The 15,813-nt window shown below is 56.1% G+C and carries 12 protein-coding genes; 6 read left to right on the top strand and 6 right to left on the bottom strand.

Going from position 1 to position 15,813, the window contains the following annotated elements:
- Positions 1-61: 61 nt before the first annotated feature.
- The 3 genes from M3A44_00800 to M3A44_00790 all read left to right on the top strand — a co-directional run bounded on the left by M3A44_00800 (position 62) and on the right by M3A44_00790 (position 4,873).
- Positions 62-1,984, top strand: coding sequence for a PrkA family serine protein kinase (locus tag M3A44_00800; GenBank protein MEQ6340206.1), 1,923 nt, complete (start codon positions 62-64; stop codon positions 1,982-1,984).
- 125 nt (positions 1,985-2,109) lie between these two features.
- Positions 2,110-3,372: a YeaH/YhbH family protein gene (locus tag M3A44_00795; protein ID MEQ6340205.1), complete on the top strand. Its 1,263-nt coding sequence runs from the start codon at positions 2,110-2,112 to the stop codon at positions 3,370-3,372.
- A gap of 1 nt (position 3,373) precedes the next feature.
- The gene (locus M3A44_00790) at positions 3,374-4,873 is read left to right on the top strand and encodes a SpoVR family protein (protein MEQ6340204.1); all 1,500 of its coding nucleotides are present in this window, start codon (positions 3,374-3,376) and stop codon (positions 4,871-4,873) included.
- A 167-nt stretch (positions 4,874-5,040) separates the two neighbouring features.
- Here M3A44_00790 and metH read toward each other — a convergent pair whose 3' ends face one another.
- From metH to M3A44_00775, 3 genes are all read right to left on the bottom strand, one after another.
- Positions 5,041-8,733 carry a methionine synthase gene (metH, locus tag M3A44_00785; GenBank protein ID MEQ6340203.1) on the bottom strand — a complete coding sequence of 1,231 codons (3,693 nt, stop codon included), beginning with the start codon at positions 8,731-8,733 and terminating at the stop codon, positions 5,041-5,043.
- 93 nt (positions 8,734-8,826) lie between these two features.
- Complete coding sequence (locus M3A44_00780) at positions 8,827-9,510, bottom strand: zinc metallopeptidase (GenBank protein ID MEQ6340202.1); 684 nt, start codon at positions 9,508-9,510, stop codon at positions 8,827-8,829.
- A 69-nt stretch (positions 9,511-9,579) separates the two neighbouring features.
- A complete protein-coding gene (locus M3A44_00775; GenBank protein MEQ6340201.1) occupies positions 9,580-10,104 on the bottom strand; it encodes a hypothetical protein in 525 nt (174 codons plus the stop codon).
- 115 nt (positions 10,105-10,219) lie between these two features.
- On the opposite strand from M3A44_00775, the gene sat reads away from it, so the two are divergent.
- Entirely contained in the window at positions 10,220-11,437 is a 1,218-nt protein-coding gene (sat, locus tag M3A44_00770; protein MEQ6340200.1) for a sulfate adenylyltransferase, read from the top strand.
- 36 nt (positions 11,438-11,473) lie between these two features.
- Here the strand turns inward: sat and M3A44_00765 are convergent, their stop codons facing one another.
- The 3 genes from M3A44_00765 to M3A44_00755 form a co-directional block, all read right to left on the bottom strand.
- Positions 11,474-11,827: a hypothetical protein gene (locus M3A44_00765; GenBank protein ID MEQ6340199.1), complete on the bottom strand. Its 354-nt coding sequence runs from the start codon at positions 11,825-11,827 to the stop codon at positions 11,474-11,476.
- Positions 11,828-11,965: 138 nt separating this feature from the next.
- A complete protein-coding gene (locus M3A44_00760; GenBank protein ID MEQ6340198.1) occupies positions 11,966-12,523 on the bottom strand; it encodes an ankyrin repeat domain-containing protein in 558 nt (185 codons plus the stop codon).
- Positions 12,524-12,625: 102 nt separating this feature from the next.
- Positions 12,626-13,558 (bottom strand): carbohydrate kinase family protein, encoded by a 933-nt coding sequence (locus M3A44_00755; GenBank protein MEQ6340197.1) that lies wholly within the window; start codon positions 13,556-13,558, stop codon positions 12,626-12,628.
- Positions 13,559-13,811: 253 nt separating this feature from the next.
- Between M3A44_00755 and M3A44_00750 the strand changes: the two genes are divergently transcribed.
- Positions 13,812-14,375, top strand: coding sequence for an AraC family transcriptional regulator (locus M3A44_00750; GenBank protein MEQ6340196.1), 564 nt, complete (start codon positions 13,812-13,814; stop codon positions 14,373-14,375).
- A gap of 288 nt (positions 14,376-14,663) precedes the next feature.
- The gene (locus M3A44_00745) at positions 14,664-15,812 is read left to right on the top strand and encodes a tetratricopeptide repeat protein (protein ID MEQ6340195.1); all 1,149 of its coding nucleotides are present in this window, start codon (positions 14,664-14,666) and stop codon (positions 15,810-15,812) included.
- Position 15,813: the final 1 nt, after the last annotated feature.

Here is a 15,813-nt window from a genome sequence, read left to right as displayed (position 1 = left end):
GCTTAAATAAGCCTGTGGGTAACCTGCGCGTCAGGCGGCATATCGCAACGAGGTGATCAGTATGAATATTTTCAACAGCTACATATCCCGCTACGAAGAAAGCAAGCAGGAGGAGATGTCCTTGCAGGAGTACCTGGAACTCTGCAAGAAGGATCCTTCCGCCTACGCCAGCGCGGCAGAGCGGATGTTGATGGCCATAGGCGAACCGGAAACGCTGGACACCCAGACCGACCCGCGCCTGAGCCGGCTCTTTTCCAACAAGGTGATCAAGATCTACCCGGCCTTCCGCGAATTTTACGGCATGGAGGAAACCATCGAGCAGATCGTATCCTACTTCCGCCATGCGGCCCAGGGGCTGGAAGAGAGAAAGCAGATCATCTACCTGCTCGGCCCACCCGGTGGCGGCAAATCGTCGCTGGCCGAAAAGCTCAAGTCGCTGATGGAGAAGATGCCGTTCTACGCCATCAAGGATTCGCCCGTCAACGAATCGCCGCTGGGGCTGTTTTCGCCGGCGGAAGATGGTCAGATCCTTGAGGAGGACTACGGCGTGCCACGCCGCTACCTACCCGGCATCATGTCGCCGTGGGCGGTGAAGCGCTTGCACGAATTCAATGGCGACATCACCAAGTTCAGGGTGGTGAAGCTGCATCCATCGGTGCTGGAGCAAACCGGCATTGCCAAAACCGAACCCGGCGACGAGAACAATCAGGATATCTCCTCGCTGGTCGGCAAGGTGGACATCCGCAAGCTGGAGCAGTACTCCCAGGACGACCCGGACGCCTACAGCTATTCCGGCGGCCTGTGCCTGGCCAACCAGGGTCTGCTGGAATTCGTCGAGATGTTCAAGGCGCCGATCAAGGTACTACACCCTCTGCTCACGGCTACTCAGGAAGGCAACTATAAGGGTACGGAAGGCTTTGCCGCGATCCCCTTCAACGGCATCGTGCTCGCGCACTCCAACGAGTCCGAGTGGACCTCCTTCAAGAACAACAAAAATAACGAGGCCTTCCTCGACCGTATCTATATCGTCAAGGTGCCGTATTGCCTGCGCGCCTCCGACGAGGTGAAGATCTATCAGAAGCTGCTCAAGAATAGCTCGCTGTCGCAGGCCCCTTGCGCGCCGGGCACGCTGGAGATGATGGCGCAGTTCGCGGTGTTGTCGCGCCTCAAGGAGCCGGAGAATTCGAATATCTACTCCAAGATGCGTGTCTACGACGGTGAGAATCTGAAGGATGTTGACCCAAAGGCGAAATCCTATCAGGAATACCGCGATTACGCCGGGGTGGACGAGGGCATGAACGGTTTATCGACGCGCTTTGCGTTCAAGATTCTTTCCCGCGTCTTCAATCACGACACTGTCGAGGTTGCGGCCAATCCGGTGCATCTGCTGTACATTATCGAGCAGCAGATCGAACAGGAGCAATTCCCACCCGACATCATGGAGCGCTATCTTGCGTACCTCAAAGGCTATCTCGCACCGCGTTACGCCGAATTCATCGGCAAGGAGATACAGACGGCGTACTTGGAGTCATACTCCGAGTTCGGCCAGAACATCTTCGACCGCTACGTCACCTATGCTGATTACTGGATCCAGGATTCGGAATACCGTGACCAAGACACTGGCGAGATCTTCGACCGGGCCGCGCTGAACGGGGAGCTGGAAAAAATCGAAAAGCCTGCGGGCATCAGCAATCCCAAGGATTTCCGCAACGAAATCGTCAACTTCACGCTGCGCGCACGTGCCGCCCTCGGCGGCAAGAACCCGGCGTGGACCAGCTACGAAAAACTGCGCGTGGTGATCGAGAAAAAGATGTTCTCCAGCACGGAAGACCTGCTGCCGGTGATCTCCTTCAACACCAAGTCCTCCACCGATGACAAGAAGAAGCACGAAGACTTCGTAGCGCGCATGGTGCATAAGGGCTATACGTCAAAGCAGGTACGGCTGCTGTGTGAATGGCATCTGCGCACCCGCAAGTCGTCGTGATGTGACGCAGGTGTAGGGTGCGCCGCGCGCACCAATTGCTCGTTTTCTGTGGTGCGCGCGGCGCACCCTACATCTACTAAATGGGCGAGAGGGACAGCCGTCCCTACCTAAAATAGGATCGATCCGTGGCGCAATTTATCGACAGACGATTGAACGGCAAGAACAAGAGCGCGGTCAATCGCCAGAAATTTATCCGGCGCTTCAAGGGCCAGATAAAAAAGGCCGTGGGCGACGCCATGTCTGGCCGTTCCATCACAGACCTGGAGCGTGGCGAGAAGATCAACATTCCGGCCCGGGACATCTCGGAGCCAGTGTTTGGCCATGGCCCCGGCGGCAAACGCGAGGGCATCCATCCCGGCAACAGCGATTTCGTCACGGGCGACCGTGTATCACGTCCCTCCGGCGGGGGAGGTGGCGGCAAAGGCAAAGCCAGCAACAGCGGCGAGGGTGAAGACGAGTTCAGCTTCGAGTTGTCGCGCGAGGAATTCCTCGATCTGTTTTTCGAAGACTTGGAGTTGCCCGACCTGATCAAGACGCAACTGGCCAAACAGGTGCTGTATAAATCGGTGCGCGCCGGTTATACCTCCGACGGCGTGCCCAGCAACTTGAATGTGGTGCGCTCGATGAAGAGCTCGCTGAGCCGGCGCATCGCCACACGCAATCCGTACTCCCGTCGTCTGCGTGAGGCCGAACAGGAGCTGGAACTACTGTTGGTCACGGAGGGCGAGGGTGGCGCGCTGGTCATGGCGCTGCAAGAGGAGATCCTCCGGCTTAAGGCCAAAATCCGTGCGATTCCGTTTATCGACACCTTTGACCTGAAATACAACAACCGCATCAAACAACCGCAGCCCACGACGCAGGCGGTGATGTTTTGCCTGATGGATGTGTCCGGCTCAATGGATGAGGGCAAAAAGGATATGGCCAAACGCTTCTTCACGCTGCTGTATCTGTTCCTGACACGCAGCTATGAGCGGATCGAGCTGGTGTTCATCCGCCATCACACCGTCGCCAAGGAAGTCGACGAACAGGAATTTTTCTATTCGCGCGAGACCGGCGGCACGGTGGTGTCGAGCGCGCTGGAAATGATGCATGACATTATCAAGGAGCGCTACCCCTCGTCGGAATGGAACATCTACGGTGCGCAGGCCTCCGACGGCGATAACTGGACCGACGATTCACCGATCTGCCGCGACATTCTGATCAACGCCATCATGCCGAACGTACAGTATTACGCCTACATCGAGATCACCGAAGAGAATCACCAGGGGCTGTGGCGCGAATATCTGACAGTGAAGCGGTCCTGCTCGAATTTTGCCATGCAGCATATTACCGAACCTGCGGATATCTATCCCGTGTTTCGCAAACTCTTCCAGAAAAAGCTGGTGTGACATGGAAAATCGCGTGTTATCCGAAACATCCGAGTGGACGTTTGATCTGCTCGACACATATCACAATGAGATTGCCCGTGTTGCCGCACATTACAAGCTCGACACCTATCCTAACCAGATAGAAATCATCACCGCAGAACAGATGATGGACGCCTATTCCTATGTGGGCATGCCGGTGGGCTATGCACATTGGTCGTTCGGCAAGCAGTTCCTCGGCGTCGAGCAGCGATACCGGCGCGGCCAGATGGGCCTGGCGTATGAGATCGTCATCAACTCCAGTCCGTGCATCGCTTACCTCATGGAAGAAAACACCATGATGATGCAGGCCCTGGTTATCGCCCACGCCGCTTATGGCCACAACTCCTTTTTCAAGGGCAATTATCTGTTCCGCGCCTGGACAGATGCGGAATCCATCGTCGACTATCTGCTATTCGCACGAAACTACATCGCCGAGTGTGAACAGCGCTATGGTGCCGATGAGGTCGAGGCGGTGCTGGATTCTTGTCACGCCCTGATGAATTACGGCGTAGACCGCTACAAACGGCCCGCCCGCCTCTCTCTGCAAGAGGAGCAGCAACGGCACAAGGAGCGGGAAGAGTATCTGCAATCGCGCATCAACGACCTGTGGCGCACCGTGCCGGTGACTGACAAGCGTACCAATGTGCAGGAGGAAGAGCATTTCCCGCCGGAACCGCAGGAAAATCTCCTCTATTTCATCGAGAAAAATGCCCCGTTACTGGAGCCGTGGCAACGCGAGGTCGTGCGTATCGTCAGAAAAATGGCGCAATATTTCTATCCGCAACGCCAGACCCAGGTGATGAACGAAGGCTGGGCGACCTTCTGGCACTATACCATCCTCAATACCCTGTATGACGAAGGCCTGCTCAGCGACGGCTTCATGATCGAATTCCTGCAGTCCCACACCAATGTGGTCTATCAGCCGCCGTATGACAGCAAGTACTACAGCGGCATCAATCCCTATGCGCTGGGTTTCGCCATGATGAGCGACATCCGCCGCATCTGCGAGCACCCCACCGATGAGGACAGGCACTGGTTCCCGGATCTTGCCGGTAGCGATTGGATCAAGTCATTGGATTTCGCCATGCGTAACTTCAAGGACGAGAGTTTTATCGCGCAATACCTGTCGCCCAAACTGATCCGTGACCTGAAACTGTTCGCCGTGCTCGACGACGACATGGACAATCAATTGGAAATCTCGGCAATACATGACGAACGCGGCTACCGCGACATCCGCCAGGCGCTCGCAGAGAATTACAACCTGGGTAACCGCGAACCCAACATCCAGGTCTACAACGTTAATCGCCGTGGTGATCGCTCGCTGACCCTGCGCCACATCCAGCACAACCGGCGCCCATTGAACGACGACGCGGACGAAGTGCTCAAACACCTCACCCGGTTATGGGGATTCACCGTGCGCATGGAAACCGTGCATGAGGATGGCGAGGTGGAAGTGACGCACGAGTGCCGGAAGGAGAGCTGAACCTGAAACACTCAGTTATCCACGAAAGTCACGAAAAAACACGAAAATACTCAAATACATATAGCGATTTTACTTGCCACCCATCCGGTGAATTGATGAAGCAATCCATGTTTTTGTTTTATTTCGTGAATTTCGTGTTTTTCGTGGACAAAAAGCGGTTTTAAGGTTCAAGCGTCATACGCCAGCACCGGCGCCAGCCAACGCTCTGCCTCTTCGACCGTCATGCCCTTACGCCGCGCATAGTCCTCGACCTGATCTTTCTCGATCTTGCCGACGGAAAAATAGCTCGATTCGGGATGCGCGAAATAAAACCCGCTTACCGCTGCGGTGGGCAGCATGGCATAGCTTTCAGTTAGGATGATCCCGGCATTTTCTGGCGCATGGAGCAACTCGAACAGCGGGCCTTTTTCGGTGTGATCGGGGCAGGCGGCATAGCCGGGGGCGGGGCGGATGCCGCGGTACTTTTCTTCAATCAGCTCTTCGTTGCTTAAGCATTCATCTTTAGCGTAACCCCAAAATTCCTTGCGCACGCGTTCGTGCAGGAATTCGGCAAAGGCTTCGGCAAGGCGGTCGGCGAGGGCTTTTAACATGATGCTGTTGTAGTCGTCGTGGTTCTTCTCGTACTCGGCGACACGCGCGTCGATACCGATGCCAGTGGTAACGGCGAAGGCACCAATGTAGTCTTTCACACCGCTGCTCTTAGGCGCGATCAAATCAGCCAGGCACAGATTGGGGCGGCCCGGTGGCTTGATCATCTGCTGGCGCAGGGCGTGAAAGGTCATCGCCACATTGGTGCGCGATTCATCGGTATAGATTTCGATGTCTTCGTTCACGCTATTGGCGGGGAACAGGCCAATCACGGCATTGGCTTGCAGCCAGCGTTCCTCGATGATGCGCTTGAGCATCGCCTGGGCATCACTGAACAAATGGGTGGCGGCCTCGCCCACCTTCGCGTCACTGAGAATTTTGGGATAACGCCCAGAGAGTTCCCAGGTCTGGAAGAACGGCGTCCAGTCGATGCGTGCGCTGATGTCCTGCAATGGGTAATCGGTAAGCGCCTTCAGGCCAAGGAAGGCGGGGTGCGGCGGCGTATAGGTGGCCCAGTCGGTTTTCAGGCCGTGCTCGCGCGCCTCAAGCAGCGTATAGCGCTTGCTCGATGCCTTTTTGCCCTTATGCTCGATGCGGATCTTTTCGTATTCGGCCTTGATGTCCCTTACATACGGATCTTTAAGGTCATCGCTCACCAGTGAGGTACACACACCCACGCTACGCGAGGCGTCCGTCACATAAACGGTGGGGCCGCTATAGCCGGGCTCGATCTTTACGGCGGTGTGCACGCGCGAGGTGGTGGCGCCGCCGATCAGCAGCGGCAGGGTGAAGCCTTCACGCTCCATTTCTTTGGCGACATAGGCCATCTCTTCCAGCGACGGCGTGATCAGGCCCGACAGGCCGATGATATCGACCTTTTCATCACGCGCGGTTTGCAGGATTTTGGCGCACGACACCATCACGCCCAGATCGACCACGTCGAAATTGTTGCACTGCAACACCACGCCGACGATGTTCTTGCCAATGTCGTGTACATCGCCCTTCACCGTCGCCATGAGGATCTTGCCCTTGGCCTTTTGTGCGCCGCCACCGGCTTCTTTTTCCGCTTCAATATACGGTATGAGATGCGCCACCGCCTGCTTCATGACGCGCGCACTTTTCACCACCTGCGGCAAGAACATTTTGCCCGAGCCGAACAGGTCGCCGACCACGTTCATGCCGTCCATCAGCGGCCCTTCGATCACATGGATGGGACGCACCGCCTGCTGCCGCGCCTCTTCGGTATCCTCGATGACATGGGTAGTGATGCCCTTCACCAGAGCATGCGTAAGGCGCTCCGTCACCGTGCCGTTGCGCCAGGCGAGGTCTTCGATCTTGGCCTTGTCGCTGCCCTTGACCGATTCGGCGAACTCCACCAGGCGTTCGGTGGCGTCGGGGCGGCGATTGAGAATCACGTCCTCCACGCGCTCCAGAACATCCTTGGGGATCTCTGCATACACGCCCAACTGCCCGGCATTGACGATGCCCATCGTCAGACCCGCCTGGATAGCGTGATAGAGGAACACAGTGTGGATGGCCTCGCGCACTGGCTCATTGCCACGGAAGGAGAACGAGACGTTGCTCACGCCTCCACTGATCTTGGCATAGGGCAGGGCTTTCTTAATGATGCGCGTGGCTTCGATGAAATCCACGCCGTAGTTATTGTGTTCCTCGATGCCGGTGGCGACGGCGAAGATGTTGGGGTCGAAGATGATGTCTTCGGGCGGAAAGCCGACCTCATTGACCAGAATATTGTAGGACTCGGTGCAGATTTCCACCTTGCGCGCCTGGGTGTCGGCCTGGCCCTGTTCGTCGAACGCCATCACGATCACCGCCGCACCATAACGCCGCACCAGTTTGGCCCGCTCAACAAACTCCGCCTTGCCTTCCTTCATGCTGATGGAGTTGACGATAGGCTTGCCCTGCACGCACTTCAATCCCGCCTCGATCACCGACCACTTGGAGGAGTCGATCATGATCGGCACGCGGCTGATGTCGGGCTCGGAGGCGATCAGCTTCAGAAAGGTCACCATCGCCTTTTCCGAATCGAGCATGCCTTCGTCCATATTGATGTCGATAATCTGCGCGCCGCTTTCGACCTGGTTGCGTGCTACGTCGAGCGCCTTGTCGAATTCACCGCCAATGATGAGCCGCGCGAAGGCCTTCGAGCCGGTCACGTTGGTGCGCTCGCCGACGTTGACGAACAACGTGTCCTCGCCAATATTGAAGGGTTCCAGGCCTGAGAGTCGGCACTTCTTTTCGATCACCGGCACAATGCGCGGCGGGATTTGGCTTACCGCATCGGCAATCGCCTTGATGTGTGCGGGGCTGGTGCCACAGCAGCCGCCGACGATATTGAGAAAGCCGCTTTCCGCGAATTCGCGGATGATGCCCGCCATCGTCTCCGGCGTCTCGTCATACTCGCCAAAGGCGTTGGGCAGGCCTGCGTTGGGATGCGCGCTCACATGGGTGTCGGCGATCCTGGACAATTCCTGCACGTAGGGGCGCAGTTCCTTGGCGCCAAGCGCGCAGTTCAGGCCGATGCTCAAGGGCCGCACGTGCGACACGGAATTCCAGAACGCCTCCGTGGTCTGCCCGGACAGGGTGCGTCCGCTGGCGTCGGTAATCGTGCCGGAGATCATGACCGGCACGCGCACATGGTGATCTTCAAAGTACTGATCAATAGCGAACAGCGCCGCCTTGGCGTTGAGCGTGTCGAAAATAGTTTCGACCATCAGGATATCCGCACCGCCATCGAGCAGCCCACGCATCGCCTCGGTATAAGCCTCTACCAGTTGATCGAAGGTGACGTTGCGAAAGCCGGGGTCGTTGACATCGGGTGAGATCGAGGCGGTGCGGCTGGTGGGCCCCAGCACACCCGCCACGAAGCGCGGCTTGCCGGGCGTTTTGGCCTGCACCTCATCCGCCGCCGCGCGCGCGAGCTTCGCAGCTTCCAGATTCAACTCGTATACCAGGTCCTCCATGTGGTAGTCGGCCATGGAGATCGAGGTGGAATTGAAGGTGTTGGTCTCAAGAATATCCGCCCCAGCCTCAAGATAGGCGGTATGAATGGCGCGGATGATGTGTGGCTGGGTGAGGGTCAGCAGATCGTTGTTGCCCTTCAGATCATGCGCAAAATCGGCAAAGCGCGTGCCGCGATAATCTTTTTCATCCAGCTTGTAGGTCTGGATCATCGTCCCCATCGCGCCGTCCAGAATGAGGATGCGCTGTTTCAGGAGCTGTTCGAGGGTGGTAGTGCAGTTATTTTTCATAAGCATTCAGTGTAGTTTGGGTCAAGGAACGCACGTTCCGCACCCAGCAAAATCTCAAAGGACGGATGGACAGACATAACAGGGTATTATCGCCTATCTGCGCCGCAATATCGCTATCCAGCGCCATAGATTGAACAAACTGGCCAGCGAACCGGCCACGTAGGTGAAGGCGCACGCCCGCAGGATCCGGCGCGCGGCGCGTTCCTCCTGCGCCGAGATGTAGCCCCCGTCGCGCAACACCGGCAACGCCCGGCCAAAACTGGCGTCCCATTCCACGGGCAGGGTAACGAGATGAACAAGCGTAGACATGGCAAAACCGGCAACACCCACGAGAAATAGCGCAAAACCTGCCGATGGGGAGCGCGCCAGCGCTGCCGCCACGGGCATCAGCAGCATCGCCATGGACGCCAGCTTTTCTGTGCGCTGGGCGATCTGCACCAGATTGCTGCGCATCTTCAGGGGGCCATATCCGGCCTGATCCTGCAAGGCATGCCCCACCTCGTGCGCCGCCACCGCCATGGCCGTGAGCGACTTGCCATTGAGATTGGCGGGGCTCAGCCGCACGCGCTTGGCGAGAGGATCGTAATGATCGCCGCTCTCGGTCTGCTCCACACCCACGTCCAACAGTCCGTGTTTGTCCAGCAGGTGCCGCGCCAATTGGCCGCCAGTGCCCGGCAAGTCATCCTGGGTTTTACTGTAACGCTTGAGAACGTGCCGCGCCCAGAGTTGCGGGCCAAAAACGAGGAGGATGCCAAGCAGGATAAGAACGATATACATAGATACAGCCCCACTTTTGCAGCAAATTCGACCTACGTCCGACAAGCTGCCAGGGGAAGCTGTTTCAGCCTATAGCGCCGAAATCGGTTTTGCAACACCGACCGCATGGAGTTTCGGGGCGGCCTCCTTGGCGCTGAACAAGTCAACGCTTTCCGCGATAAAATACACGCCACGGAACTCGCCATCCACCGGCTTGAAAACCAGGAAATAGGTCTGGCCGCCCGCGAAAGACCAATTCTTGTCTTTTGACATTTCCTTGATGGTCCAGTTCGGGCCGACAGCGGTCTTTGATTTCAAGGTCATCGTAGTGGTGACACGGGGCTTCAGGCGTAGCATGGTGTACTCGCCCTTGCCCAGCGTCAGCAACCTTTTCCGATCCATCTCGATGGTCAGCGGGTTATCGGGAAACCCCATGGCGCGCTCGGTGTTTGGGCGGATGAAATAGACCGTGGCATACTGGCCCGCGCCCTGCTCGAGCAACGGGTGATTCGATACGACCCTGGTCATGTCGAGCCCGGTCATCGCACAGCCGGAAATGGCCGTTGCAACCAGCGCAGCCGCGACACCGGACGAGTACAGCCGATATTTTTTCATCACATCCTCTTACAGGAAGAAAGGTAATTCTTGCCGGATAATAATCTCACTCTTCTGTCCACAACACAATCGGGTACAATATTTCAAAATAATGTCACTTTAGTAAGGAAAATCCATGTCCAAACTCGTTAAACCTCATGGCGGCGGGGGGCTCAAGCCGCTGCTGCTGCAAGGCGCGGAACGCGCCACTGAACTTGCTCGGGCTCAGGGCTTGCCCAAGGTGCGCATCAGCTCGCGCGAGGCTGGCGACCTGATCATGATGGGCATCGGCGGTTTCACCCCGCTGGAAGGTTTCATGACCCGCGCCGACTGGGAGGGCGTGTGCGATGGTTACCGCATGGCCAACGGGCTGTTCTGGCCGATCCCGATCACTCTGTCCACCGACAAGGCCACCGTCGACGCTATCAAAACCGGCGCCGAAATCGCCCTGGTGAGCGACGAGACCGACGAGATCATGGCGACCATGCGCGTCACCGAGAAATACACCATCGACAAGGAGCACGAGTGCGTCATGGTGTTCAAGACCACCGACGCCGAGCACCCCGGCGTGCAGATGGTTATGGCGCAGGGCGACATCAATCTCGCCGGGCCGGTGAAGGTCTTGTCCGAGGGCGATTTCCCGACCCGCTTTGCCGACACCTACCTCACCCCCGCCCAAACCCGCGCGCTGTTCGAGGCCAAGGGCTGGTCAACGGTAGCCGCATTCCAGACACGCAACCCGATGCATCGCTCGCATGAGTATCTGGTGAAAATCGCGGTGGAGATCTGCGACGGTGTGCTGGTCCACTCGCTGCTGGGCAAGCTCAAGCCCGGCGACATCCCTGCTGAGGTACGCAGCAACGCGATCAGCACGCTGATCGACAAGTATTTCGTGAAGGACACCGTGATCCAGGCCGGTTATCCGCTCGATATGCGCTACGCCGGGCCGCGCGAGGCGCTGCTGCACGCGCTGTTCCGCCAGAACTACGGCTGCTCGCACCTGATCGTGGGCCGCGATCACGCCGGCGTGGGCGACTACTACGGCCCGTTCGACGCCCAGCACATCTTCGATGAAATCCCCGCCGGGGCGCTGGAAACCAAACCGCTGAAGATCGACTGGACCTTCTGGTGCTACAAGTGCGGCGGCATGGCCTCGATGAAAACCTGTCCGCACGAGGCGCAAGACCGCCTGCTGCTGTCCGGCAGCAAGCTGCGCAAGGCGCTGTCCGAAGGCGGCGAAGTCCCCGCCGAGTTCAGCCGCTCCGAAGTGCTGGCGATCCTGCGTGACTACTACGCCACCATCAAGGATGAAGATAAGGTGGAGGTGAAGTTAACCGGGCATTCGGCAAAGTAATCGAATGTAAGGGCGGGCTTCAAGCTCGCCCTTACATTACTTCATCTTACCCTCCAGTGCCCGCACATCCCGCAGCTCATCGGCGGAGTAAACTTCCTCCATCGCCACACTCAAACCGCGGTGCGGCATCAGCAGCAATTCGGCCAGATCCTTGGTGTTTTGATCCGACGCGTTCAGTGTGCTCGCGGCCATTTTGTGGAGGGTGACGGAATAATTATAGCCACCTTCCGCAAACACCATTTCAACAAACTTTTTGCGCGCGTCCGCGGGCAGGCTCAACGGGGACAGGGAGAGTTGCTGCTTCTCTTGCACGCTCTGATATGCCTTGGCGAGCACTTCCAGCGCTGCTTTATCGCCGATGGGAGCGGCCGTTTTCGGGGACCCCGCCATATCACATGCCGAGATACTCATCATTAACGCCGCAGCACACGCCAATCCGGAAAATCTATCAAATGTAATCATAACGAACGGACTCGAGACTGTAGCCAAAAATAAAGATCATATGTGGTTCCGAATAAAATAAACCATTTACTCCTTTCTCTGCGCCTTATTAAGCAGATTCGCAATGTCAGCATGATCCTCCTTGACCGCCATCATCATTGCCGTCCAACCCTCCCGGTTTTTGATGTTCGGATCGGCGCCTTTGGCGAGCAGCAGCTTCACGATCTCGATATAACCCTCGAACGCCGCCCAATGCAGCGCCGTCCCGCCGCTGTCTTCCTGGGCATTGATGTCGGCGCCATGGGCAAGCAGCATTTCCACAATGTCGGCATGCCCTTTCTGGGCAGCCCGCACCACGGGAGTCCAGCCCATGTGATCCTTGCCGTTAACCTGCGCGCCGCTGGCAAGCAGCAGTTTGACCATGTGCAGATTTCCCGCTCTCGCCGCATGCGTTAACGCTGTCCAATCGTATTTATTTTTGGCATTAACATCAACCCCTTGCGCCAGAATCTGCTTGACTTCCGCCACGTCGCCGTCCATTACCTTTTCCATCAGGGGGGTGTTCCTGTCACCGCCCGCCACCAACAGAATAATCAGCGCGGCAACCATAAAGGCAATGATGATGAAAATTCTTCGGCGAACCATATTTTTCTGGCGTCTTTAGTGAAACGGCGATGGGCAATCGTCCATGTTAGCAAGCACACTGGCAGCTACGCTACTTTGCCAGTGCCATGGCAACAATATAAATTACAGGTGATACCCAAAACTATCCTTGAAGCGGGCGTAAAATTCCTCGCGCTCGAAGTGGTGGTTCTGGGTGCCGTGATGCTCGATCTTGATGGCACCCATGAGCGAAGCGACACGGCCGGTGGTTTCCCAATCCATGTCGTTCATCAAACCATATAGCAGGCCGGCGCGGTAGGCATCGCCACAGCCCGTGGGATCTACCACCGCTTTGGGTACGGCGCAGGGGATGTCGATGCGCTTGTTTGCGGTATAGATGTGCGAGCCCTCGCCGCCAAGCGTGATGATCAGCGCCTCGACATGCTCGGCCAGTTCGTGCGGCGATTTGCCGGTACGCTCTTGCATGAGCTGCGCTTCGTAGTCATTGAGCGTTACCCAGGTGGCCTGTTCGATGAACTTTATCAGGTCATCGCCGTCGAACATAGGCATACCCTGACCGGGATCAAAGATGAAGGGGGTGCCCGCCTCGGCAAACTGGGTAGCGTGCTGTAGCATGCCTTCGCGGCCATCGGGCGAAACTATGCCAAGAGTGATGCCTGCGGCGTTTTCAATCTGATTTTCATGGGAAAAATTCATGGCGCCGGGATGAAAGGCGGTAATCTGGTTGTCGTCCATGTCGGTGGTGATGAAGGCCTGAGCGGTGTAGGTGTTGTTGATCACCTTGACATGCTCAAGACCGACGCCACAACGTCCCAGCCATTCGGCATAAGGACCGAAGTCCGCGCCCACCGTGCCCATCAACGTGGGTTCGCCGCCCAGCAGCTTGAGGTTGTAGGCAATATTGCCCGCGCAGCCGCCGAATTCGCGGCGCATGTTTGCCACCAGAAAGGAGACATTCAGGATATGCACCTTGTCAGGCAGGATGTGATTCTTGAATTTGTCATGAAACAACATGATGGTATCATAGGCAATGGATCCACAGATCAGGGCTGACATAGGTATTTTCCGTTTTGGTTGTAAAGATGAGAACAGGGATTATACGGGGTTCCCGCACCGGTTTTCGAGTGTGGATGGATTAGTGCAAGCCCAGACAGATTTCCGCTTGACTGATAGTTCCACGGATTCTGACAGCAACGCCGCTGTCAAGAAAGTCCTCGATTTAGCCGATAAACACCATGCCACCGAATCTCGATGCGCACAATATGCGCCGCACTAGTGAGCTACGGCAGGTGTTAAGGACGCGCCAGAAATGACAAGAATTGCCGGAATAATCACGCTCTTGTTTTTATGTCCACTCATGGTGGCGGGGGTTGCTTATGCCCAGGAAACTCCCTCTGGCACTACGGCAAAAATCTTGCGGAGCGAGCTTCTTGCCCTGGACAACCAGGTGCAGGCCCTCCAAAAAACAGCAGCGGACATAAACCGCGACCTCACGATTCTTGAGGAAGAGGCACAGTTCCCCGAAAGGTCTCGGATCGCCGTCTTTCTGAGTATGGGTCAGATGCTGCACTTTGATCTGGACTCTGTTGAATTAAGTGTGAATGGCAAAATTGTGACAACTCATACGTACACACCTGAAGAGACGGCGGCGCTGCAACTTGGCGGCATACATCGGCTCTATATCGGCAGCCTGAATGATGGTGAACAGTTTCTATCCGCCATTTTCAAGGGAAAAACTCCGGCCAACCCACTCTACCGCAGCAGCGCATCCCTTAATTTCAAGAAAGGACAAAAACCAAAGTTTATTGCGCTGAGCATTAGTGATCTTCTCCAAGACAACACGCCAGCAATGACCGTGAGGGAGGCGCAGTAGGCGTAAAATTCAATGGGATGCTCAGCCATAAAGTATTTTCTAGCACGCTGGATCATCTTCCTTATCGCAGGCCTGTTGCTACCGGCAGCTAATGCGGCGGACGACCTTCGCGGCGATCTATCATGGAAGGTAAAAGACCCGCATTTCGGAGCGGCGTTATTCGACTTCTACCGGGGCGATAACTTCTCTGCCATAACACGGCTAACCGTCGCGCAAGAAACCCGCGTCTTGGTGAGCCAGGAACAAGAGGGCGATCTTCTATTGGGCATGCTTTACCTTGCCAGTGACATGCCCAACGAGGCGCAAAAGGTTTTTTCACGCCTTATAAGTAACAGCTCCTCCTCATCTATTGGCGACATTGCCAGCCTTTATTCCGCAAAAATACTTTACGGCCAAGGTTCATACCCGGCGGCAGAGAAACTTCTTTCAACGATTGAAGATCTGCCGGGAAAACTGCGCATCCAGCAGGATTTGCTCCTGATAAATCTCTTAATAGCAAAAAAACAATTTCAGCAAGCAGGAACACGGCTGCCTCGCTTGGACAGCGATACCAAGCCAGGCTATTTCAGCCGCCATAATCTCGCCGTGAATATGCTCAAGGATGGCATATCATTGCAAGGTGCGGGATTGCTTGATGGCATCAGCAAAGAAATTTTTTCTGATGCCGAATTGAAGATGTTACAGGACAAGGCCAATCTTGCCCTTGGGTACCATTACCTTCAAAAAAAAGAACCTGCTTTAGCCAAGGTGTATTTCCAGAAAATCAGGTTGAACAGCTATTTCTCCCCGAAGGCATTGTTAGGATCAGGGTTTGCGGAGTCAGCGCAAAATCAGCATAAACGCGCGCTAATACCGTGGATGGAGTTGGCGCAGCGAGAGATAAGGGATGTAGAAACGCAAGAGGCTTTGCTGACCGTACCTGACACTTTATTCAAGCTTGAATCTTACAAAGAGGCGCAGAAACACTATCAGAACGCCATTTCTCACTATGCTGCTGAAGCATTGCGTGTCAAACAGTCGATAGACGCGATTCGTGCAGGAAAACTGGAGAATAATGTTCTGCGCCTTGATGCGGGTGATGATACGCAATGGCAAAACACGCTAAGAAAGCTGCCGGATGCACCGGAGAATCACTATTTTCCGTGGCTAATGGAAAATTCGCAGATACAGGAGGCTGTTTTACTTTATCGTAAATCTCTCGCCCTGCAGAATATTCTGGAGCAGCAGCGAGCACGCCGCACATCCGCAGCCAACACGCACATCGATCAGGCCTTGGTGGAAGCGCAAGGCCTGATGAAAAAGCTGGATGCCTATATACAGAAAACCATGATTTCCGAACTATCGCTACGTGAGCAACGGTTGGACAACTATCTTACGCAAGCGAAACTTGGCATGGCGGAGCTTTATAATCACGCTGCGGCACGGGGAGACGAGTAAG

The sequence above is a fragment of the Gammaproteobacteria bacterium genome, assembly GCA_040183005.1.
Taxonomy (GTDB): Bacteria; Pseudomonadota; Gammaproteobacteria.
This window is presented reverse-complemented; position numbering and strand designations above follow the sequence as displayed.

Excerpts from the sequence above, each read along its gene's own strand:
- M3A44_00800 (MEQ6340206.1), top strand. The coding sequence starts at position 62 with ATGAATATTTTCAACAGCTACATATCCCGCTACGAAGAAAGCAAGCAG.
- M3A44_00790 (MEQ6340204.1), top strand. The coding sequence starts at position 3,374 with ATGGAAAATCGCGTGTTATCCGAAACATCCGAGTGGACGTTTGATCTG.
- metH (MEQ6340203.1), bottom strand. The coding sequence starts at position 8,733 with ATGAAAAATAACTGCACTACCACCCTCGAACAGCTCCTGAAACAGCGC.
- M3A44_00780 (MEQ6340202.1), bottom strand. The coding sequence starts at position 9,510 with ATGTATATCGTTCTTATCCTGCTTGGCATCCTCCTCGTTTTTGGCCCG.
- M3A44_00775 (MEQ6340201.1), bottom strand. The coding sequence starts at position 10,104 with ATGAAAAAATATCGGCTGTACTCGTCCGGTGTCGCGGCTGCGCTGGTT.
- sat (MEQ6340200.1), top strand. The coding sequence starts at position 10,220 with ATGTCCAAACTCGTTAAACCTCATGGCGGCGGGGGGCTCAAGCCGCTG.
- M3A44_00765 (MEQ6340199.1), bottom strand. The coding sequence starts at position 11,827 with ATGGCGGGGTCCCCGAAAACGGCCGCTCCCATCGGCGATAAAGCAGCG.
- M3A44_00760 (MEQ6340198.1), bottom strand. The coding sequence starts at position 12,523 with ATGGTTCGCCGAAGAATTTTCATCATCATTGCCTTTATGGTTGCCGCG.
- M3A44_00755 (MEQ6340197.1), bottom strand. The coding sequence starts at position 13,558 with ATGTCAGCCCTGATCTGTGGATCCATTGCCTATGATACCATCATGTTG.
- M3A44_00750 (MEQ6340196.1), top strand. The coding sequence starts at position 13,812 with ATGACAAGAATTGCCGGAATAATCACGCTCTTGTTTTTATGTCCACTC.
- M3A44_00745 (MEQ6340195.1), top strand. The coding sequence starts at position 14,664 with ATGCCCAACGAGGCGCAAAAGGTTTTTTCACGCCTTATAAGTAACAGC.